18 protein-coding genes are annotated in these 20894 nt (G+C 75.7%); 5 read left to right on the top strand and 13 right to left on the bottom strand.

Going from position 1 to position 20894, the window contains the following annotated elements; genetic code table 11:
* From ACH4PU_RS24730 to ACH4PU_RS24710, 5 genes are read right to left on the bottom strand one after another with little or no spacing between them, the layout of a single operon-like run.
* A complete protein-coding gene (locus ACH4PU_RS24730; RefSeq protein WP_398275968.1) occupies positions 1 to 1815 on the bottom strand; it encodes an ABC transporter ATP-binding protein in 1815 nt (604 codons plus the stop codon).
* A complete protein-coding gene (locus ACH4PU_RS24725) occupies positions 1812 to 2258 on the bottom strand; it encodes a lasso peptide biosynthesis B2 protein (RefSeq protein WP_398275965.1) in 447 nt (148 codons plus the stop codon). Before ACH4PU_RS24725 ends, ACH4PU_RS24730 begins: the two co-directional genes overlap by 4 nt.
* The gene (locus tag ACH4PU_RS24720; RefSeq protein ID WP_398275962.1) at positions 2255 to 2509 is read right to left on the bottom strand and encodes a lasso peptide biosynthesis PqqD family chaperone; all 255 of its coding nucleotides are present in this window, start codon (positions 2507 to 2509) and stop codon (positions 2255 to 2257) included. Before ACH4PU_RS24720 ends, ACH4PU_RS24725 begins: the two co-directional genes overlap by 4 nt.
* 58 nt (positions 2510 to 2567) lie before the next feature.
* Complete coding sequence (locus ACH4PU_RS24715) at positions 2568 to 4439, bottom strand: lasso peptide isopeptide bond-forming cyclase (protein ID WP_398275959.1); 1872 nt, start codon at positions 4437 to 4439, stop codon at positions 2568 to 2570.
* Positions 4440 to 4463: 24 nt separating this feature from the next.
* Positions 4464 to 4574, bottom strand: coding sequence for a keywimysin-related RiPP (locus ACH4PU_RS24710; protein WP_398275956.1), 111 nt, complete (start codon positions 4572 to 4574; stop codon positions 4464 to 4466).
* A 474-nt stretch (positions 4575 to 5048) separates the two neighbouring features.
* Between ACH4PU_RS24710 and metF the strand changes: the two genes are divergently transcribed.
* Complete coding sequence (metF, locus tag ACH4PU_RS24705) at positions 5049 to 5966, top strand: methylenetetrahydrofolate reductase [NAD(P)H] (RefSeq protein WP_398275953.1); 918 nt, start codon at positions 5049 to 5051, stop codon at positions 5964 to 5966.
* 40 nt (positions 5967 to 6006) lie between these two features.
* Complete coding sequence (locus tag ACH4PU_RS24700) at positions 6007 to 6894, top strand: hypothetical protein (protein WP_398275950.1); 888 nt, start codon at positions 6007 to 6009, stop codon at positions 6892 to 6894.
* A gap of 220 nt (positions 6895 to 7114) precedes the next feature.
* Here ACH4PU_RS24700 and ACH4PU_RS24695 read toward each other — a convergent pair whose 3' ends face one another.
* The 5 genes from ACH4PU_RS24695 to ACH4PU_RS24675 form a co-directional block, all read right to left on the bottom strand.
* Positions 7115 to 8581, bottom strand: a complete 1467-nt coding sequence (locus ACH4PU_RS24695; protein ID WP_398275947.1) for a phytoene desaturase family protein — start codon at positions 8579 to 8581, stop codon at positions 7115 to 7117.
* 49 nt (positions 8582 to 8630) lie between these two features.
* Positions 8631 to 9245 carry a DUF4126 domain-containing protein gene (locus ACH4PU_RS24690; protein WP_398275944.1) on the bottom strand — a complete coding sequence of 205 codons (615 nt, stop codon included), beginning with the start codon at positions 9243 to 9245 and terminating at the stop codon, positions 8631 to 8633.
* A gap of 201 nt (positions 9246 to 9446) precedes the next feature.
* Positions 9447 to 10061: a TetR/AcrR family transcriptional regulator gene (locus ACH4PU_RS24685; RefSeq protein ID WP_398275941.1), complete on the bottom strand. Its 615-nt coding sequence runs from the start codon at positions 10059 to 10061 to the stop codon at positions 9447 to 9449.
* A gap of 62 nt (positions 10062 to 10123) precedes the next feature.
* Positions 10124 to 12259: a YhgE/Pip family protein gene (locus ACH4PU_RS24680; RefSeq protein WP_398275938.1), complete on the bottom strand. Its 2136-nt coding sequence runs from the start codon at positions 12257 to 12259 to the stop codon at positions 10124 to 10126.
* Positions 12231 to 12935 carry an ATP-binding cassette domain-containing protein gene (locus tag ACH4PU_RS24675; protein WP_398275935.1) on the bottom strand — a complete coding sequence of 235 codons (705 nt, stop codon included), beginning with the start codon at positions 12933 to 12935 and terminating at the stop codon, positions 12231 to 12233. The genes ACH4PU_RS24680 and ACH4PU_RS24675 overlap by 29 nt, the downstream gene beginning before the upstream one ends.
* Before the next feature lie 228 nt (positions 12936 to 13163).
* Between ACH4PU_RS24675 and ACH4PU_RS24670 the strand changes: the two genes are divergently transcribed.
* The 3 genes from ACH4PU_RS24670 to ACH4PU_RS24660 all read left to right on the top strand — a co-directional run bounded on the left by ACH4PU_RS24670 (position 13164) and on the right by ACH4PU_RS24660 (position 15268).
* Positions 13164 to 13664: an SAV_6107 family HEPN domain-containing protein gene (locus tag ACH4PU_RS24670; RefSeq protein ID WP_398275932.1), complete on the top strand. Its 501-nt coding sequence runs from the start codon at positions 13164 to 13166 to the stop codon at positions 13662 to 13664.
* A gap of 147 nt (positions 13665 to 13811) precedes the next feature.
* Positions 13812 to 14618, top strand: a complete 807-nt coding sequence (locus tag ACH4PU_RS24665; protein WP_398275929.1) for a methyltransferase — start codon at positions 13812 to 13814, stop codon at positions 14616 to 14618.
* Between the two features lie 245 nt (positions 14619 to 14863).
* Positions 14864 to 15268, top strand: coding sequence for a DUF3040 domain-containing protein (locus ACH4PU_RS24660; RefSeq protein ID WP_398275926.1), 405 nt, complete (start codon positions 14864 to 14866; stop codon positions 15266 to 15268).
* Between the two features lie 238 nt (positions 15269 to 15506).
* Here the strand turns inward: ACH4PU_RS24660 and ACH4PU_RS24655 are convergent, their stop codons facing one another.
* The 3 genes from ACH4PU_RS24655 to ACH4PU_RS24645 all read right to left on the bottom strand — a co-directional run bounded on the left by ACH4PU_RS24655 (position 15507) and on the right by ACH4PU_RS24645 (position 20744).
* Positions 15507 to 17867: a DUF3488 and DUF4129 domain-containing transglutaminase family protein gene (locus ACH4PU_RS24655; protein ID WP_398275923.1), complete on the bottom strand. Its 2361-nt coding sequence runs from the start codon at positions 17865 to 17867 to the stop codon at positions 15507 to 15509.
* Between the two features lie 502 nt (positions 17868 to 18369).
* On the bottom strand, positions 18370 to 19743 hold the full coding sequence (locus tag ACH4PU_RS24650; RefSeq protein WP_398275921.1) for a DUF58 domain-containing protein: 1374 nt from the start codon (positions 19741 to 19743) through the stop codon (positions 18370 to 18372).
* Positions 19740 to 20744, bottom strand: a complete 1005-nt coding sequence (locus tag ACH4PU_RS24645) for an AAA family ATPase (protein WP_398275918.1) — start codon at positions 20742 to 20744, stop codon at positions 19740 to 19742. The genes ACH4PU_RS24650 and ACH4PU_RS24645 overlap by 4 nt, the downstream gene beginning before the upstream one ends.
* Positions 20745 to 20894 lie beyond the last annotated feature (150 nt).

The following is a 20894-nucleotide window of genomic DNA, read 5'->3' as shown; positions in this document are numbered from 1 at the left end:
TCAGCCCGTCCGCAGCATCTGTGCCGCCGCCAGCTCGCGGTAGGCGGCACAGCCGGACAGCAGGTCCTCGTGCCGGCCGGAGGCGACGGCCCGGCCCTCCTGCAGGACGACGATGCGGTCGGCGTTCTGCACGGTGGACAGCCGGTGGGCGATCACCAGCAGCGCGCACTCCTCGGTGATCTCGCGCATCACCCGCCCCAGCGCCAGCTCGTTGACCGCGTCGAGCTGGGACGTCGGCTCGTCCAGCAACAGCAGCGCGGGGCGCGTGAGCAGCGCCCGGGCCAGGGCGACCCGCTGGCGCTCGCCGCCCGAGAGCGTGGCGCCCCGCTCGCCGACCGGCCCGTCGAGCCCGCCCGGCAGCCGGTCCACCACCTCGTCCAGCCGGGCGAGTCCGACCACCCGCCGCACCTCGGCCCGGCTCGCCCCCGGCGCCGCGTAGGTGATGTTGTCCCACAGGGAGCCGTGGACGACGTGGGTGTTCTGGTCGACGACGGCGATGCGCGCCCGGCACTCGGCGCGGGTCATCCGGGTGGCCGGGCGGCCGTCGAACAGCAGCCGGCCGGCGTCCGGTTCGTAGAAGCGGGCGGCCAGCGCGAAGACCGTGCTCTTCCCCGCCCCCGACCTGCCCACCAGCGCGACCTGCCGGTGCGGCGGCACCTCCAGCGAGATCCCGCGCAGCACCGGCCGGCCGGGGCGGTAGCCGAACCGGACGTCCTCCAGGGCCAGGACGGGTGGGGGAAAAGGGGCGGGGGAGAGTACGGGTGGGGCCGGTTCCGGGGCCGCCGCCTCCCCCTCCGCTCCTTCCGCTCCTTCCGTACCCACCGCTTCCGCCCCCGCCGGTTCCACCGGAAGCGCGAGCGCCTCCTCCACCCGCCCGAGCGCCCCCACACCCCGCTGTACCAGCCCCGCCGCATGGAACACCGACGACAGCGGCACCACCAGATAACTGGCGTACAGCAGGAAGGCGACCAGGTCGCCGAGGCTGTGCGTGCGCCCGTCCACCCGCAGCCCGCCGATCACCAGGACGAGCAGGAACGAGCCGTGCACGGCCAGTTCGACCGCCGGACTCATCACCGCCGCCAGCCGCGCGGTGCGCACCCCGGCGCCGTACGCCGCGTCCACCCGCTCCCCGATCCTGGCGGCCTCCCGCCGCTCCGCCCGGTGTGCCCGGACCATCGGCACGGCGCCCAGGGCCCGTTCGAGTTCGGCCGCGACGGCGCCGACGGCGTGCTGGGTCCGCTCCGAGGCCGTACGGAGCCCGGCGAGGACGCACATCACCACCGCGGCCGCCGCCGCCACCGTGAGGGTGACCAGGAGCAGCAGCAGCGGGTCGAGCCAGAGCATCAGCGCCACCGCCCCCGCCGACGCCAGCGAACCGGTGACCAGGTCCACCAGCGCCCGGGAGAGGACCTCGCGCAGCACGGTGGTGTCGACGGTGACCCGGGAGACGAGGTCGCCGGTCCGGTGGTGCTCGTACTCCCGCATCTCCAGCCGCAGCAGCCGGCCGACCAGACGGTGGCGCAGCCCGCGGACGACGCCCTCGCCCATCCGCTCCTGGAGGAAGCGGCCCACCGCCGCCGTGCCGGCCTCGGCCACGAACAGCGCGGCCAGGAACAGCAGCGGCCACAGCGGCCGGCCGCCCGCGCTCGCGTCCACGATCCGCTGCGCGAGCAGCGGCTGCGCCAGCCCCAGCGCCGACCCCACCAGGGTGAGGACGATGGCGGTGGCCAGCGCCGGGCGGTGGCCGGCGGTGAGCCGGTACACCGTGCGGACCGCACCCGGCCCGCGCCGCCGCCCGGTCCCGGCCGGCGTCATGGCGGCGGTCGCTTCCGGGGCGCCGAGGCGGGGGCCACGGCGAGCAGCCGGCTGAAGTAGTCGTCCGGAACCCCCTCGTCCACCGGCCGCCCCTCCGCCTCCACCCAGGCGTGCGCGCTGAACGGCGGCACCTTGCGCACCCCCGTGCACCACGTCGGCCAGCAGCCGCCGAACCGGCACAGCAGGGCCGTGCCGATCGAGCGCGGCAGGCAGCCGCGCGGCCCCGCGCAGTACAGGCTGGCCGCGCACACCGCCCGCCGCGCCGCGCGGGACTGCTCGTACGAGGCGGGGACGGCGCCCCGGCGGAGCACGGCGAGGACCGCGCGGAGCCGGTGGGGCGGCAGCAGGACGAGCGGGAAGGCGACGGCCAGGGCGAGCCGGGCGGCCAGCCGCCGGCGGAACGGCACGTCCGACGGCCGGACCAGGGCGCTGGGCGTGGTCATGCCGCCAGCCCCGCGTCCCGCAACAGCGCGACCAGCGCGGCGACGTCCGCGGCGGCCCGCTCCCGGTCCACGGTGAACGCGCCGACGAGCGCCTCCACCGCGTCCGCCTCCCCGCCGCCGTCCAGCAGCGTGCGGACGACGAGGGTGCCGGTGGGATTGAGCTCCCAGTAGCGGCCCTTGCGCTGGTCGAGCAGGACCGTGCCGTACTCGGTCTCCGCGGTGGCGACGTCCGGGGCGAACCGCAGTGCCATGGAGCCTTCCCTTCCTGTCCTGCGGACGCCGTCGTCCGCGGTCGATCCGGTGGGCCGGTCAGCGGGTGAGGGTCCGGAGCCACACCTCGCAGCCGATCGTGGAGTAGAGGATCGCGTCGCCCAGGCCGGGCGTGGCGGGCCGCTGGGCGAGGGCGGTCAGGGCGCCGGCGTCGACCAGCCCCAGCCGGGCCAGGGACGAGTCCTCCCAGAGCTTCACCAGGTCGCCCCGGTGCTCCCGCAGCCCGTTCGAGGCGTCCATCGAGGCGTGCGCCTTGTCGGTGCGGGCCAGGCAGGCGTCCGGGACGATCCCGCGCATCGCCGCCGCCAGCAGCGGCTTGTACGCCCAGGGGGTGACGCGGTCGCGCGGGTCGACGGCCAGGCACGCCTCGATCACCCGGTCGTCGAAGAACGGCGACGCCATCGGCAGCCCCGCCCTGGCGGCCATCAGGTCCCACTGGCGGACGATCCGGGTGCAGATCCGGATCTGCTCCAGGTCCTGGTGGAGCCCGCGGTCGGGGTGCAGCGGCTCGGCGGTCGCGGCGGCCCGCAGCAGGGCCCGCCGGGCGGCTTCGGCGGCCTCGGGGGTGACCCAGGGGAACAGCCGGGGCGCGGTGCCCCAGCCCAGTGCCCCCTCCACGCCGGGCGGGAGCGGATCGCGCAGCCGCGCCGCCGTGCCGGCCAGCCAGCGGCCGTAGGGGCGGGAGTCCGCGAGGGTGCGCACGGTCGGCGCGAGCGGCCACTGGTAGAGGGTGCGGAAGCCGCGCAGCCGCCGCACCGCGAACCACGGGCGCCTCCGCAGCAGCCGGTGGTAGTAGCCCTCCGAACACCAGGCCACGTGGTCGCCGCCGATGCCCGTCAGATGCACCGAGCTGCCGCGGCGGGCCAGCTCCGGCAGGTGGTGCAGCGCCCGGGCCCGGTCCATGACGCCGATGGTCGGCTCGTCCATCGGCTCGTCGATGTCCAGCAGGTCGGTGTAGACGAGCGGGGACTCGTCCGCGTCCCACACCACGTGCTCGACGTCCGGGAGCCGGCGCGCGGCGCGCCGGGCCCAGGCCAGGTCGCTGTCGGCGGGATCGCGCCCCGGCCAGGTGCTCGCGACGACCCGGGCCGAGGACGCCGCGGCCAGGAAGCAGACGGAGGTGGAGTCCAGTCCGCCGGACAGGTCGCAGCTGACCGTGGAGCCCCGGTGGGTGCGGGCCGCCACGGCGTCGAGGAGGGCCTGCCGGACGAGGGGCGCGCCGCCGGTCATCGAGCGCACCGGCTCGGGCGGCGTCCACCACCGGGAGTGGCGGGCCGAACGCCCGTCGCGGGACACGTACAGGGCGTCCTCGGCGGGGACGGCGGTGACGCCCCGCCAGAGGGAGGTGGTGAAGAGGGGGTACGGGACCGGCCACAGCAGCCGTACGGCCAACTCCTCCTCGTCGGGCGCGGAGCCCAGGGCGCGGGCGAGCGGCAGGGCGTCGCTCGCGGCCACCTCGACGCCGCCGACGGTGGCCCGGAAGACGGGCCGCAGGCCGGACGCCGTGCCCTGGACGCGGAGGGCGCCGTCCAGCGCGGCCACCAGGTGGAAGCTGCCGGGCAGGGCGCGGGCCAGGGCGTCCAGGGCGGTGAGGTCGCGCAGCGCGTCCGCCCGCCGGCGGAGCTCCTCGGGCCGGACGGGGCAGCAGCCGATCACCGCCAGGGCGGCCCGGCCGGTCCGCGCCGCGATGACGTCCTCGTCGTGCCAGTGGCCGGCGATCCAGGGCCGGCCGGAGGGGTGGGGGATGGTCCGGGTTTCCCGGGTTTCCCGGGTGTCCTGGGTGTCCTGGGTGTCCTGGGGGTTCCGGCGGATGAGGGAGCGGGCCGCGGTGAGCGCGTCGTCGCAGTCCGGAAGGACCACGAAGGACGCGGCGCCCGGGCCCGCTCCCCCCGCCTCGCGAGGCGTAGGCATTCAGCCCTCTGTCTCCGGCCGCCGTCAGTTCTTGCTGAGGACCAGACGGTCGTTGCCGTGGGTCCGGAGCAGGCCGGTCTTGGCCCGGAAGGTGCCGCGCTTGACGAGGGTGGGAGCTTCGTACGTCTTCTTCATGACGTCTCCTTTGATGGGAGTACCCTTTCCGCCCCGAAATCCGTTCGGCCGGCCGCGCTGCCCTGGGGAGAGGCGCCCCGACAGCGGGTCGGTGTCCCGTTCGGCCGCAGGGCGTATGGCCATACTAGGCATGCCAAAACGATTCATCGCGGTTCAAGTCAGATAATCATGGCCGAATCGGGAGTGCGGTGTGGCCGGTGCGCCGGTCGGTGGGGCGGAATTCGTCGGCCGTGAAACGAAGGCAAAACGGATGCGGCTTCATGAGTCATTCCCGCGGGGTATTTTCTTCGAAGAGCGGACGGGAATTCGTCCGGACGGGAATCCGGAATCCTGCTCGCCGGTCCGGGAAAATCCGAAAAGTCGGTGTTTGGGGATGGTCCGGAGAAGGGTGTACCGGACACCCGGGGCCGGGAAACGGCCAGATCGTGGACACCGCTTGGGAAGATCGTCGCCGCGCTGGTTAACTTGACCGGTATGGCCCTAGGCACTGCCTCCACCAGGACGGATCACGCCCGCACCGTGCGTGACCTGCTCGCGTCCGGCGAGCGTTCGTACTCCTTCGAATTCGCGGCCCCGAGGACCGAGAAGGGGGAGCGGACGCTCTGGAACGCCATCCGGCGGATCGAAGCGGTCGCGCCGACCTTCGTCTCCGTGACCTACGGCGCCGGCGGTTCCTCCCGCGAGGGCACCGTACGGGCGACCGAGCGCATCGCGACCGACACCACCCTCACCCCCGTCGCCCACCTCACCGCCGTCAACCACTCCGTGGCCGAACTGCGCAACGTCATCGGCCAGTACGCGGACGTCGGCATCCGCAACATGCTCGCCCTGCGCGGCGACCCGCCCGGCGACCCCACCGGGGAGTGGGTGCGTCACCCCCAGGGGTTGCACTACGCCGTCGAACTGGTGCGGCTCATCAAGGAGTCCGGCGACTTCTGCGTGGGTGTCGCGGCCTTCCCCGAGATGCACCCGCGCTCCACCGACTGGGACACCGACGTCCGCCACTTCGTCGACAAGTGCCGGGCGGGCGCCGACTTCGCCATCACCCAGATGTTCTTCCACGCCGACGACTACCTGCGGCTCCGCGACCGCGTCCACGCCGCCGGCTGCGAGACCCCGATCATCCCCGAGATCATGCCCCTCACCAACGTCCGGCAGATCGAACGGTTCGCGCAGCTCAGCAACGCCGCCTTCCCCGAGGACCTCGCGGAGCGGATCCGCGCGGTGGAGGACGATCCGGCGGCTGTACGCTCGATCGGGATCGAGTACGCGACGGAGCTGTGTGCCCGGTTGATGGCCGAGGAGACTCCGGGGCTGCACTTCATTACCCTGAACCACTCCACGGCCACCTTGGAAATCTACGAGAACCTGGGACTGCACCAGCGGTCCTGACGGCCCGCCGGTCGCGGCGGCCGGACTGGAGGGGCGATTCATGGGCTGGACGGTCCTCTACATCGCGTTCGGCGTCGTCGGGCTGTGGCTGCTCGGCGAAGTGCTGTTTCAGTACAAGGCCCGACTGCGATGGCGGCTGCTCGCGTTCACCGGCTTCCTCGGGGTGGTGGCCGGCGTCGCCATCCCGTCCGTGGCCGTCATCGCCGTCGGCGCCGTGGCGTTCGCGATCGGCCAGGTCTACGTCACGCTGTCGTTCCGGCGCGGCTTCTCGGCGGGCTGGGCGCTGCGGCGCAAGGGCCGGGACGAGGCCGGGCCGGCCGCTTCCGGTTCCCGTTCCGCCTCTCGTTCCGGCTCCCGCGGCGGGCGCCGGCGCGGCCGGCCCGAGCGCGGCGCGGCCGCGGCCCCGGCCGCTTCCGACGCGCCTCCCGCCCCCGGCACCCCGGGCGCCGGCCGCAAGCGGCTGACGGCGGCGGAGGCGGGGGCGGCGACGACCATGATGCCGACGGTGCCTCAGCAGCCGACCGACGAGCACGCGGTGCCCGGCCCGGCGGGGCCGGGGCCCCTGGCGGCGGGGCCCGGTGACACGGCGGCGTTCCCGGCCGTCGGGGACGCGGCTTCCGTGTTCGGCGGCGGCGGTTACGACTACGGCCAGGGTCAGGAGCAGTACCCGGCGTACTCCGATCCGTACATCGGGGCCGGGGCCGGCGTGCAGCCGACGCCGGGGTACGAGCAACCGTATGACGCGTATGGGCAGCACGGTGCTTATCCGCAGCAGTACGGCCAGCAGCAGGGTCAGCAGTACGGGCAGTACGGGCAGTACGACATGGACACCCCGCCGGGTGGGGTGTGGGTGCCGCAGCAGCGGCAGGGCGACGGCGACGGGCAGGCGCCGCCGCCGCCGACTCCGCCGCAGGGGTACGGGTATTGAGCTCGCCCCGGTCCCTCCCTTTCGCCGTTTCCTGGGGCTGCGCCCCAGACCCCGCTTTCGCGGCTTCGCCGCTCGTCCTCAAACGCCGGACGGGCTGATAGTGCCCGCGCAGGCACGATTCAGCCCGTCCGGCGTTTGAGGACAGCGCGCGCAGCGCGCTTCGGGGGTGCGGGGGCTTGCCCCCGCAAGAAACGGTGAAAGGGCGGGACCGGGGCACACCTCACTGTGAACCCCTGAACCCTTCCCCCTCCACGATCAGCCCCGCCACCAACGCCCCCGACATCCCCGAGTGCGCCAGCCCGCCCCCCGGATGGGCAAACCCACCCACCCGGAACAACCCGGGCAACTCCCCACTGTTCGCCGGGAACAGGAAAGCACCGCCACCCCCACTCAACGCGGGCGCAGGCACACCCCCGCCCGGAGCCCCCGTAACCGCCGCCGTATCCACCGGCGTCCGCACCTCCCGCCACAGCACCCGATCCGCCAGCCCGGGAACGGCCGCCTCGGCGGCCAGGAGCATCCGGTCGGCGAACGCGGCGACGCCCCCCGCATCCCTCCAGTCCACACGGCCCTGCGGAGCGACCGTCGCGGTCAGCGTGACCGCCTCGTGCCCGTCGTCGGGCCGGACGGCCGGATCGTCGGGCCGGAGGACGGTGACGGTCGGCACGTAACCGAGGTCGGGGCCCGCCGCGTCGAAGACGCCCGCCAACTCCCGCTCACGCGACGGCGCGTGGACGACCGTGCGGTGCGCCACCCCCGCCGGCCGGCCCCCGCGCAGGGCGAGGAGGACGGTGAACCGGCCGGGGGACAGGGGCGCCGAAGCCGGGTCCGGAGCGCCCGTGACGACGAACGCCGCCTCCTCGACCATCCCGTCCGCGAGCCGGACGCCCGCCGCGCGACCGTCCTTCTCGACCACCCCGGCCACCTCGGCGCCGAACCGGAACTCCACCCGCCGGGCCACGCACCGCCGGTGCAGCGCGTCGGCGAGGCCGCGCAGCCCGCCGGCCACGTACCAGCTGCCGAAGGTCTGCTCCAGGTAGGGAAGGACGGTCGCGCTCGCCGGCGCGGTGCGCGGGTCGAGGCCGTGGGCCAGCGCGTGGCTCTCCAGCAGGGCGGCGAGCCGGGGATCGCGCAGCTCCCGGCCGGCGACGGCCGCCAGGGTGGCCGGCGCGCTCCGCCGGAAGAAGCCGCGCCGCGCCGGGTACGCGTCGCGGGCCAGGGCCGCCCGCTCCGCCGGGTCCGTGCTCAGCGGCTCCTCCAGCAGCGGGCGCCGCGTCGCGTCCCACGCCTCCCGGGCCCGGTTGACCAGCTCGCTCCAGCGCTCGCCCGCGCCCGCGCCCACCGCCTCGTCCAGTGCCCGGACGACGCCGGCGCGCGAGGCGTTGGGCAGCGCGAACGCCGTCCCGTCGGCGAAGAGGTGGGCGCTCGCCGGGTCCACCTGGGTGAGGCCGACGCTCTGCTCCAGGGACTCCTTGCCGGTCTTGACGAAGAGGTCGCGGTAGACGGCCGGCAGGTGCAGCAGCTGCGGTCCCGTGTCGAAGACGAAGCCGTCCCGCGCGTACCGCCCGACGCCTCCGCCGTACGTCTCGCCGCGCTCGTACACCGTCACCGAGTGGCCGGCGACGGCCAGCCGGGCGGCAGCCGCCATGGCGCCCATGCCGGCGCCGATCACCGCAATTCGTGCCATGCGGCCGACCCTATCCGGAACCGGAAACGCCGCCGGGGCCCGCCTCGTCCTACGCCGGCGCCTCCGCCGTACGCCCCTCCCGCCGTGCCGCCTTCCGTTCCTTGCGCCGCTGCCGGAACGCCCGTACCCGGCGCCACAGGACCACCACCGTCCCGATCCCCAGGACCAGCAGCGTCCCGGCGATGCCCGCCGCGACGGCCGGGTGGAACAGGGCGAAGACCACGAGGGCGGCGACGCCCAGGTCCTCCGCGGCGCTCAGCAGGATGTTGCTCAGCGGCTCCGGCGAGGTGTTGACCGCCATCCGCGTGCTCATCTTCACCAGGTGCATCACCAGCGCCGTCGTCCCGCCCACGGCCCCGTAGGCCACCTCCGAGAGCGAGCCGCCGCTCTGCCCGGCCAGCAGCGCCCCGACCATCGCCCCGCAGGCGGGCCGGACCAGCGTGTGGACGGCGTCCCACACCGTGTCCACGTACGGGACCTTGTCGGCGACGGCCTCGCAGAGGAACAGCACACCGGCGACGATCAGCACCTCGGGGCGCTGCAGTGCCTCGGGCACCTCGCCGCCGACGCCGGCCCTGCCGAACAGGCCGAGCAGCAGGACCACCGCGTAGGCGTTGATCCCGCTCGCCCAGCCGCTGGTGAACACCATGGGGAGTACGGACATGGGGACGATCGTAGGCGGACGTACTCAGCCCGCCGGACGCCTCCGGACGCCGCCGGTTGAGTACGGGCTGAGTAGCGGCACGGATGAGCCCCCGGTCCGGCGGGCGGAAGAGTGGGGCCGTGGGGGAGCGCGGCGCCCGCACCGCCGGCACGGGGCGGCGGAACGGGCGCCGCGCGCGGGACCGCGCTCCTCACCCGCCGGCTAGCAGGCGTGCCCGCCCACGCGCCCCTGCAGCAGCCGCGACAGCGCCGCGTGCACGTCTTCCACCGACCGCTCCGGCTGGAACGACTGCCAGTCCAGCGCGGCCACGAGCACCATCCCGAACAGCGCCGACGCCGTCAGCGGAACGTCGATCTCCGGGCTCAGCTCGCCCTCGGCGACGGCCTCCGCCAGCACCCCCTCGATCACGGCGATCGCCTTCTGCCGCACCTGCATCAGCGTCGACTGCCAAGCCCGGTTGGTGCGCCACAGCTCCGCGACGTACAGCTGCATCAGCGCCGGGTAGCGGGCGATGAAGTCCAGGCCCGCGCGCACCATCGCGTCGAGGGCGTCCACCCGGCCGCCGCCGCGGGCCGCCGTGTCGTCGGCGGCCTGCCGCAGGGAGACGGTCAGCAGCTCGATGCCGTCCCGCAGGAGCTCCTCGAAGAGGACCGTCTTGCTCGCGAAGTTGTAGTAGACGGTGCCCTTGGCCACTCCGGCGCGTTCGGCGATCTCGTCGACGGTGGTGGAGGAGAAGCCCTGTTCGGCGATGAGGGTGACGGCCGCCTCGAAGAGGCGGCGCCGGGTTCTGCCGCGGCGCGTACTGCTGCTGTCCATGCCGGTGATTCTCCCTGTACGCACCGTGTCCTCCGGTACGGGCCCCACGGGTCCCACGGGCCTCACAGGCTCAGCTCCGGGTGCAGGTCCCGTACCGTCCACACCTGCCGGCGCCGGGCCGTCCACGCGGTGAGCGCCAAGGCGCCCGCGGCGAACGCGGCCAGCACCGCGCAGGCCCGCCACACGGCCGCCGGATCGCCGCCGGTGATGAGGTGGCGCAGCCCGTCGACCACGTAGCTCATGGGCAGGAAGGGGTGCAGGGCGTTGAAGAAGCCGGGGCTGGTCTGCACCGGATAGGTGCCGCCCGCCGACGTCAGCTGGAGCATCAGCAGCATCAGGACGAGGATCCGGCCGGCCGGGCCGAAGCGGGCGTTGAGCCACTGCACGATCGCGGCGAACGACGCCGCCACCAGGCACAGGAAGCCGATCGTGCCCGCCGCGCGGGCCAGGTGCAGGCCCAGCCCCCAGCAGAGGACGGCCAGCAGCGCGCCGGCCTGGAGCACCCCGACCGCGACGACCGGCAGCCAGCCCGCGAGGGCGGTCCGCCAGGCGGGGGCACCGGCGGCCAGGGCGCGCCGGTTGAGCGGCGGGAACAGCATGTAGGCCACCATCGCGCCGACCCAGAGGGAGAGCGGGATGAAGTACGGGGCGAAGCCGGTGCCGTAGTTGGGCGCCTTGTGGGTGGCGCGGGAGGCGAGTCCGACCGGGTCGGCCATGACCCCGGTGCGGGCGTCGCGCTCGTCCTTGCCGTAGTCGGGGATCTTCTTGACGCCGTCGTGCAGCCCGCCGGCCAGCTTCGACGAGCCGTCGGAGAGCTTGACCATGCCGCCCTGGAGCTTGTCGGCGCCGTCGCGCAGCTTCCCGAGCCCGTCGTCGAGGCCGGCGGCGCCCGTCCGCGCGGTGCCGAGGCCGTCGCGCAGCTTCCCGGCGCCGCCGTGCAGCTTCTCCGCGCCGTCCGCGACGCGGTGGGCGCCGGAGTCGAGGGTGTTGACGTCCCGGACGGCCGCGTCGATCTCGGCCGCCAGCGTGGGTGCCTTGTCGCGCAGCTTCTCGGCGCCGGAGCGGAGGGCGTCCAGTTTGGCCGGGAACGCGTCGAGTTCGCCGTTCCGGTTCTGCACGAGGGTGTCGAGCTCGCGGGCGCCCAGGGCGGACTGCCGGGCGGCGAACAGCGCCTTGCGCAGCTTCGGGCAGAACGCCGGGGGCTCGGCGGCCCGTTCGCAGAGCTCGGCGTACGAGTCGCCGAGCACCTCGGCGCCGGCCGCGCTGCCCCGGGCGAGCCTGGCGGTGGTGGCGGCGGACGGCAGGTCGTCCAGGTGCCGGCGGAGCGTCCGCGCCTCGGCGGCCACCTTGCGGGCGTCCTCGCCGATCTCGCGGGCGTGCTCCTTCACATAGCGGGCGTCCGGGCTCGTCGCCGCGCCGTTGACCCGGTCGGCGAGCTTGCGGGTGCCGGCGGCCACCTTGCCCGCGCCGTCGGCGAGTTGCCCGGAGGCGTCGTCCAGCTTCCCGGCGCCGCCGTACAGTTCGCCGACGCCCTTCCGCAGCCGCCCGCTGCCCTCCGCGGCCTTGGCCAGGCCGTCCTTGAGGTCGCCGGCGCCCTTGCGGGCGGTGCCGATGCCGTCGCCCAGTCTGTCCGCGCCCTCGGCGGCCTCCTGGGTCTTCCCGTGCAGGGTGGAGAACGAGACGAAGATCCGGTCGTAGAAGGTCCGGGACGCCTTGCGCGAGGCGGCGGCCCGGACCTCGGAGAAGACCGTGCGGGAGATGGATCCGACGATGTAGTTGTTGGCGTCGTTCGTCCGGACCTGGAGCGCTCCGGTCTCCGGGGAGTCGCCCGCGCTGGAGGCGACCCGGCGGCTGAAGTCGGCGGGGATGGTGAGCGACAGGTAGTACGTGCCGTCCTCCAGGCCCTTCCGGGCCTCGGCGGCACCGGTCTCCCGCCACCGGAACGTCTTGCTGTCGCGCAGGCCGTCGACGATGGAGTCGCCGGCGGTGAGCCGCTTGCCGTCCACGGTGGCGCCCCGGTCGGCGTTCACCAGCGCCACGGGCACCTTGTCGAGCCGCCCGTAGGGGTCCCAGAACGACCAGAGGTACAGGGCTCCGTAGAGCAGCGGCAGGAGCAGCAGCGCGACGAGCGCGGCGCGCGGCAGGGCACCTCTGCCGAACTTCCTGAGCTCAAGCGCGGCCAGCCTCGGCGAACGCATCCGCCGTCTCCTTCCCGTGGGTGGTGACGACGGCGTCGGCGTCCTCGGGCGCCTCGCCGCAGACGGCGAGCACGGTGGGGCCGGACGCCGCGACGGACCGCAGCAGCGCCCAGGCGTCCGCGCGTCCGGCGGGGTCCAGCTTGAGATCGGCGTCGTCGACGGCGATCAGGCGCGGGCCGCCGATCAGGGCCAGGGCCAGGGACAGCCGCAGCGACTCCGGCCGGTCCAGGTCGCGGGCGAGGGTGCGGGGGCCGGCGGGCAGCGCGTCCACGTCGAGGCCGACGGCCGCCAGGGCGGCGTCGGCGCGCCCGGCCGCCTTCGCCCGGCGCTCGGCCAGTGGGCGCAGCAGCATCCGTTCCCGTACGTGCTCCGCGACGCTCAGCGCGCCCTCCGGCTCGCAGACGCCGGCGACCTGGGCGAGCGCCGAGATCCGGCGGACCGCGGTCATCCGGCGGGGCAGCGGCAGGCCGCCGACCTCGGCCGTTCCCGCGGTGGGGCGCATTCTTCCGGTGAGGGTGAGCAGAAGGCAGGTACGGCCCGAGCCGGACGGGCCTTCGACGGCGACGAGGTCGCCGGGGGCGGCGGTGACGTCCACGGCGCGGAACGTCCAGCCGCGGGGCCCGGCGACGCCGAGTCCGCGGGCCGTGACGGCGGCCCCGAGCGAGGTGCGGTCCATGCGACGGCCTCCAGGTGACGTGGCGGTGGTGCGGCTTCCGTGAGCGTCCTGCACTTGCACTGACCAGTCAGTGCAAAAAGTATGGCGCACCCCTCCTCTGCCCCGTCGCCGGGGTCGCATGCCCAAAGTCCTTGCAGGTCAGGGCGATTGTCAGTGGGGTGCAGGACGATAAGGGCAGACGGTGGTACGGGCGACCGGCCCGCGCCGCCCCGACGAAGGAGGTTCGTCATGGCCCGCAGCAGGAGCGACGTCCGCCTTGCCCCGGGCACGGGCGTGTGGGACGTGCCCCCGCCCGCCCGCGCCACCGCCCCGCCCGCCGCCACCGAACTCCTCGCGCAGGCCCGGCAGGCCCTGGTGGAGGCCGCCGCCCTCGACGCCCCGCACGAGCGGTTCGCCACCGCCCACCTCGCCGCGCTGCGCACCGCCGCCGCCGTGCTCGCCGCGCGCGGCCGGCCGGAGACCACGGGCCGCCGGCGGCACCGGATCCGCAGCGCCTGGGAGATCCTCCCCGAGGTGGTGCCCGAACTCGCCGAGTGGAGCGCCCTGTTCGCCGCCGGCGCCGCCCGCCGGGCGCGGGCCGAGGCCGGCATAGCGTCGGCGGCGGACGAGCGGGAGGCCGACGAGCTGCTGCGCGCGGCGGCGATGTTCCTGCGGCTCGTCGAACGGGGGCTGGTCCTCCAGCCCCGGCTCCCCGCACAACCGGCCCCCGGCCGCGGCAGGGTGGGGTGACCGGCGGGTGACCGGGCCCGCCGCGGCCCGCGGGGGAGCGGAGTGCGGGCGGCCGGGACCCGGCCCATTAGGCTGGGGGCGCCGACGACCGTCATCCGCCACCGCCGCACCGGCGGTGCCGCCACCCGCGCCGAGGAGCCACCCGCCGTGTCCGAGCTTTCCCTGGGTGGGGAGACCCCATCGCGCCCCCGCGCGTCCCTGCGTACCGCCGTGGTCTGGGAGGTCCTCCGGGACGCCCTCGACCGGCGGGCTGCGGCCGGTCAGAGTGCCGGTCAGAGTGCCGGTGGGGGTGCCGGTGCCGGCCTGGAGGTCCTGGACGCGGGCGGCGGCAGCGGCCAGTTCGCCGTCGAGGTGGCCCGCCTCGGACACCGGGTCACCGTCGTCGACCCCAGCCCCAACGCGCTGTTCGCGCTGGAGCGCCGGGCCGCCGAGGCCGGCGTCGCCGACCGGGTGCGCGGTGTCCAGGGCGACACCCAGGGCCTGTTCGACGTGGTCGGCCGCGGCGCGTACGACGCCGTCCTCTGCCACGGCGTCCTGGAGTACGTGGACGACCCCGCCGAGGGCCTGCGGGCCGTCGCCGCCGCCCTGCGCCCCTCCGGCGTGCTCAGTCTGCTCGCCGCCGGCCTCGGCGGCGCGGTCCTCGCCCGCGCCCTCGCCGGCCACTTCACCGAGGCCCGGCAGGCCCTCACCGACCCCGCCGGGCACTGGGGAGCCGGCGACCCGGTGCCGCGCCGCTTCACCGCCGACCAGCTCTCGGAGCTGGTCACCGGCGCCGGCCTGGACGTCACCGCCGTGCACGGCGTCCGCGTCTTCGCCGACCTCGTCCCCGGCGTCCTCGTGGACGCCCAGCCCGGCGCCCGGGACGCCCTGGCCCGGCTGGAAGCCGAGGCGGCGGCGCTCCCCGCCTTCCACGCGGTGGCCACCCAGCTCCACGTCCTGGCCGAACGGGTCTGAACCGGGCCCGCACGGGCCCGCCCGATCAGCCCGTTCGCCCCGTATGATCGGTAGACACGGTCCGGCATGACGGGTCGGCGGGCAGGGAATGAACGTCCCGACGTCATCACCACAACACCGACCGCCACACCGGGTCCGGTGGGCGAATTGGCGCAGAGGGGCGGGTTTCATGGGGGCGATTCCCTGCCTATCCTGAAAGGGTCGCACCCCGGTCGCCCCCCGCGACCGACGAGTAGGAGGACTCCGTGCCGCTCTCGGAGCACGAGCAGCGCATGCTCGAGCAGATGGAGCGAGCGCTGTACGCCGAAGATCCCAAGTTCGCCACAGCGCTCGAAGGCAGCGGCCTGCGCACGTACACCCGGCGACGGGTCTACCAGGCGATCGCGGGCTTCCTGGTGGGCATCGCGCTCCTCATGGCCGGAATGGTCGCCCAGTGGATCTGGATCAGCGTGGTGGGGTTCCTCGTCATGCTGGGGTGTGCGGTGCTGGTGGTGACGGGGTGGCGCAAGGCGCCACGTCCCGGTTCCGCGCCCGGCGCAGGGCCCCTGGGCGGCGGCCTGGCCGCACGCCGGCAGATGCGGCAGCGCCGCTCGATGATGGACCGGATCGAACAGCGCTGGCAGCGGCGGCGCGACGAGCAGGGGCGCTGACGCGCCGTGCTTCCGGGGCGGGACGGGGTGTATGCCCCGGTCCCGCCCTTTCGCCGTTTCCTGGGGCTGCGCCCCAGACCCCCCCCCCCCCTTTTTCGCGGCTTCGCCGCTCGTCCTCAAACGCCGGACGGGCTGATATAGCCCGTCCGGCGTTTGAGGACAACCGCGCGGAGCGCGGTTTCGGGAGTGCGGGGGCGCAGCCCCCGCAAGAAACGGTGAAAGGGCGGGACCGGGGCACCTACCGCCGCAGGCGAAGCCCCCGCAGGGAGCGTCCCAGCGACGCCGGCGCGAAGAACGCCCGCAGCCGAGCGGCCCGGCCGGCCGCCGAGCGCAGCCCGGCCCGCACCAGGGCCACCTCACCCGAAGGCACATCGGCCGGCGCAGGCCGTGGAGCGTAGAGCGCCAGCTCCACCGCGTCGGCCACCCGCCCCGCCGCGGAGGCGGCATCAGCCTCCAGCGAGCCCTCCCGCACGAGACGCTCCACCGCCCCCCGCGGCGTCCGCGCCGCATCCGGCGGGATCCCGTAGTCCCAGGCCGTGTCCAGCAGCTCCCGCCAGGCCGCCAGGGTGCGGCCCGCCGCCTCCTCCGGAGTCCGCGGTTCCGGACCGCCGAGCCGCCGGGCCCGGATGCGGGTGCGCAGCAGCGGGGGAGCGGCCAGCAGGAGGAGCACCAGCAGGGCGCCCGCGGCGGCCACCGGGACGACCGGGATGCCGGAGTCCGAGTCCGGCGGGTCGGCGGAGAGCGCCGGGGAGCGCTTCCCCGACGGGTCGGGGCACTCCCCGCGCGACGGCCGCCCGGAGCGGCAGTCCGCGCCCGCCGTCGGCGCCGGCCGGGGCGCGGCGGAGTGGTCCGGGGTGGGCACGGGGGCGCCCGGCGAGGCCCCGGGGGCGGGCTGCTCGACGGTGTACACCGGGCGGCTGCCGCGGCTGGGCGTCGGCTCGAAGCGGGTCCAGCCCGCGCCCTCGAAGTACAGCTCCGGCCAGGCGTGGGCGTCCTTGGAGCCGACGGACATGGAGCCGTCCTCCTGCCGGTCGCCCGCGGTGAAGCCGACCGCGACCCGCGCCGGGATGCCCAGCGTCCGCGCCATCGCCGCCATCGAGAAGGAGAAGTGGACGCAGAAGCCCCGCTTCTCCTCCAGGAACCGCGCGACGGCCTCGTCGTCGCCGCCCGTCCGCACGTCGGTGTCGTAGGTGAAGCCGCCGCCGACCGCGAACCACTCCTGGAGCCGTACCGCCCGCTCGTAGTCGCTGCGCGCGCCCTCGGTGACCTGCCGCGCCCGCTCCTCGACCACCGGGGGGAGCGTCGACGGCACCTTGGTGTACTCGCGGTGCAGCGCCTCGGGCGGCCGGGGCGCGTTGGTGAGCTGCTCGGCCGTCGGCTGGGGGGCCAGGGTCGACACCTGGTAGCGCAGCCCGCGGGTGGTCTGCCCGTGGTCGCCGACCAGGGTCCGGCCCTCCGGCTCGTACCGCCACTGGCCGCCGACGCGTACCGAGTCCGCCGGGTAGGGCAGCGGCAGGTAGTCCTGCCCGTAGCCGTCGGCGGCCACGACGGAGGTGTTCACCCGGACCGTGCGCACGTCGGGGGAGAGGCCCTGGGGCGTGGGCAGCCGGTCCGGGACGTCGGTGACGCGCCGTTCCGAGGTGCGCCAGGTGGCGCCGTCGAACCGGTCGAGCGCGACGATCCGCAGATACAGGTCCTGCGGCGCCTCGGAGGAGGTGCGGTAGCGCAGGAGTTCGCGGTTCTCCCGCTGGTTGAGGCTGTCCCGCAGCGAGACCAGCGGGTTGACCGCGGAGATCGTGCCGCCCTCGCGTTCCTGCCCTGAGTCCCGGCCGCGCGGCGTCAGCAGGCCGCCGCCGATCGCGGGCAGCACCGCCGGGACGGCCACGGCCACCCCCAGCGCGAGCGCGCCGATCCGGCGGCCGGTGCGGCCGGGGGCGAACGCGCTCCCGAACGCGCCCGCGAGCGCACCCCCGACCGGGCCTCCCTGCGCGGGCTCCGGGGCTCCGGCCTGGCCGGCGAACCCCCGGCGGGCCAGGCGCTCCCGGCTCTCCGCGAGGAGCAGCAGCAGATAGCCGCCCGCGCCCGCCAGGAACCACAGCCAGTCCCCGCCGCCCTGGGCCAGCCCGGCCCCGACGGAGTACAGCGCCAGCAGCGGCAGCCCGGCGGTCGCCGCGCTCCGGCAGGCGACCGCCAGCAGGTCCACGACCAAGCCGATCACCAGCACGCCGCCGACCAGCATCAACCGGATGCCCGCTGACGCGGGCGCCGGTATCGCGTACCGCCCGATGTCGTCCGCGCCCTGGTTCAGCAGCCGGGAGAACTCCGCGAACGCCTCCGGGCCCGGCAGCAGCCCGGCGACGGCGTGGCCGCGGGCGAAGACCAGGGTGAGCAGCAGCAGCCCGGTGAGCGCCTCCGCGACGGTCGCGAGCGGCCGGGCCGCCACGAACCGCCGGACCGCCACCCCGGCCGCGGCCTGCACCGCGAGCAGCGCCGCCGCCTGGACGAGCCAGCCGGCGCCGTCCACCAGCGGCACCATCGCGCAGGCGGCCCCGACCGTGGCCACCACGGCGCACAGAGCGGCCCGTATACCGCCACTCATACCCGACCTCCCCGTTCCCGCCCGTACGCCCGGTGCCATCCGGCCCCGGCCGTGCCCGCCCGGCCCCGCTCCCGTCCGTACGACCCGGGCCGGTCCGTCTCCGACGGCCCCCGCACCGCCCCGGCCCGTCCGCGAGCGCCGTCCGCCGGGCCGGGCACCGTCCGTGCCGCGCACCGGCGGGGGACGGGCGTGGGGCCCGTCCCGTCGGCGTGGTGTCCCGCGTCACGCCGCGCCCGGGGGCGTCCGGGAGCGCCGTCCGTCGTGCCGGGCAGTGGCCGCGCCGCGCACCGGCACGGTGCGGGCGCCCCGTCCGTATGGCAGCCTGTGCCGCGCCGCGCCCCGGGGCGTCCGGGGCCGCCGATCGCGTACCGCGTACCGTCCGCCGCGCCGGGCACCGTCCGTGCCCCGCACCGGCAAGAGCCGGCCGCCGGGCCCGTCCCGTCCGCCCGGCGTCCCGCGCCGCGCCGGGTCGCCCCGGGCGTCACCGTGTCCCACACCGCGTTCACGCCCATCCCCCCGGCCCCCCGTACCCGGGAGTGCCCATCGCGCTGCCGCCCCGTCCCGCCGGTGTCCCCGCGAGCTGCCACAGGGCCGGGAACGGGAGATGCGGGGTCATGGCGAGGGCCGTCCAGCCGGCGGCGTGGAGGGTGTGGAGCGGGACGAAGGCGTTCGGGTGGCCCAGGTGGGCGCCCGGCCAGGCGACCGGGTCGAGGAGGAACGCGAACGCCGTGGTGCCGCGCCGCCGCAGGCCGGCGACGCGCGTGGCCTCCTGCGGGCTCAGCCCGCCGAGGAACGCCACGAGCAGCCCCCCGGTGTCGCCGCGCAGCGCCTCCTGGGCGGCGGACAGCCCGACGGCCTCCGAGTGGTCGACGACCGCGAGCGCGTCGAGCAGCGTCCCGGCCGCGTCCGCCGGGTCGAGGGCCCCGCCGGCCCGTCCGCCGACGCCGTCGGGGCCGGAGAGCCAGGCGCCGGTGTCGGTCAGCAGCCGTACGGTGAAGCCCAGTTGGAGCAGGTGGACGGCGACGGACGCGGCCGCCGCCACCGCCCGTTCGAACGGCGCGCCCGGCCCGGCCCCGGCGAAGGCGACGCCCCGGGTGTCGAGCAGCACCGTGGCCTGGGCCCGCCGCTGCTGCTCCTCCCGGCGGACCATGAGCTCGCCGGTCCTGGCGGTGGCCCGCCAGTGGATCCGGCGCACGTCGTCGCCGTGCCGGTAGGCGCGCGGAATGATGTCGTCGTCGCCCGCGAGGGCGAGCGTGCGCAGGCTGCCGTCGCCGCGCCCGGCCGCGTCGCCGGACATCCGCAGCGGCGGCAGCGGCTCGCAGTAGGGGACGGCCGTGAGCATCGCGTGGGTGCCGAAGCCGCGGCTGACCTCGCACATGCCGAACGGGTCGGTCAGCCGCAGCCGCAGCGGCCCCAGCGGGTAGCGGCCGCGCAGGTCGGCCCGGACCCGGTAGGCCACCTCGCGGTGACCGCCCGGCCGCATCCGGTCCAGGGTGAACCGCGGGTGCGGACCGAGCACCCAGGGCACCTGGTCCTCGACCAGCAGCACGCCGGTGGGGACGCGGGAGACGTTGGCGACGCGCAGCCGCACCTGCGCCTCCTGCCCGGCGGTCACCCGGGCGGGGGAGAGGACGCGGTCGCCGGTGATCCGGTGCCGGGTGCGGTGCAGCACCAGGACGCACACCACCGGCAGGACGGCCAGCAGCAGCCCCACCCGCAGCAGGCCCTCCTGGCCCAGGACGTAGGAGCAGACGACGGCGGCGGCCCCGGCGGCCAGGAAGGACCGGCCGCGCGTGGTCAGCCCCCCGAACGCCGCCCGCAGTCCGCCGTCGCCGTCGGCGGCCGGCTCGCCCGGGGGGTACGGGTGGTCCGTCACGGCCGTCGCGCCTCCGGGGGCCGCGGCGCGGCCTGCTCCGGGACGGGGACGGGGGTGAGCCGCAGGATGTCCAGGACGATCTGCTCCGGGGCGCGCCGGCTCAGCTGCGCCTGCGCGGTCGGCAGCAGCCGGTGCGCCAGCACCGCGACGGCCACCGCCCGGACGTCGTCGGGCAGCGTGTAGTCGCGGCCGGCCAGCGCCGCCGTGGCCTTCGCGGCGCGCAGCAGGTGCAGGGTGCCGCGCGGCGACGCGCCGAGCCGCAGCTCGGGGTGGTGCCGGGTGCCGTTGACCAGGTCGACCGCGTACCGCCGCACCGACTCGGCGACGTGCACGGCCCGGACGGCCTCGACCAGCTTGACGATGTCGTGGGCGTGCGCGGCCGGCTGGAGGTCGTCCAGCGGGGAGGTGCCGCCGTGCAGGTCCAGCATCCGCAGTTCCGCCTCCGGGCTGGGGTAGCCCATGGAGACCCGGGCCATGAACCGGTCGCGCTGCGCCTCCGGCAGCGGGTAGGTGCCCTCCATCTCGACCGGGTTCTGGGTGGCCACCACCATGAAGGGGCTGGGCAGTTCGTGGGTCCGGCCGTCGGCCGTGACCTGGCGTTCCTCCATCGACTCCAGCAGCGCCGACTGGGTCTTCGGGGAGGCGCGGTTGATCTCGTCGCCGATGACGATCTGCGCGAAGATCGCCCCGGGTCTGAACTCGAACTCCCGCCGCTCCTGGTCGAAGACGCTGACGCCGGTGATGTCGGACGGCAGCAGGTCCGGCGTGAACTGGATGCGCCGCACCGAGCAGTCGATCGAGCGGGCCAGCGCCTTGGCGAGCATGGTCTTGCCCACCCCCGGCACGTCCTCGATGAGCAGGTGGCCCTCGGCCAGCAGCACGGTCAGCGCGGTCCTGACGACCTCCGGCTTGCCCTCGATCACGGCCTCGACGGAGGCGCGCACCCGCTCCGCCGTACTCGTCAGATCGCTCAGGCCCGCTCGTTCGTCAAAGGTCGTCACCCCGGCCCTCCTCGGCCCGTCCACACGTTCACGGGATCCCGCCCCCCACCGGGAACGGCCCCTCCCCAACCCCGCCGGCGCCCCGCCCGCGCGAGGCGGGCGGGACGGCGGTTCCTTTACGCATTCTCACCGCCCGCGCGGCACGACGGC

Origin of the sequence: Streptomyces sp. NPDC021100, assembly GCF_044333095.1 — a bacterium.
Taxonomy (GTDB): Bacteria; Actinomycetota; Actinomycetes; order Streptomycetales; family Streptomycetaceae; genus Streptomyces.
This window is presented reverse-complemented; position numbering and strand designations above follow the sequence as displayed.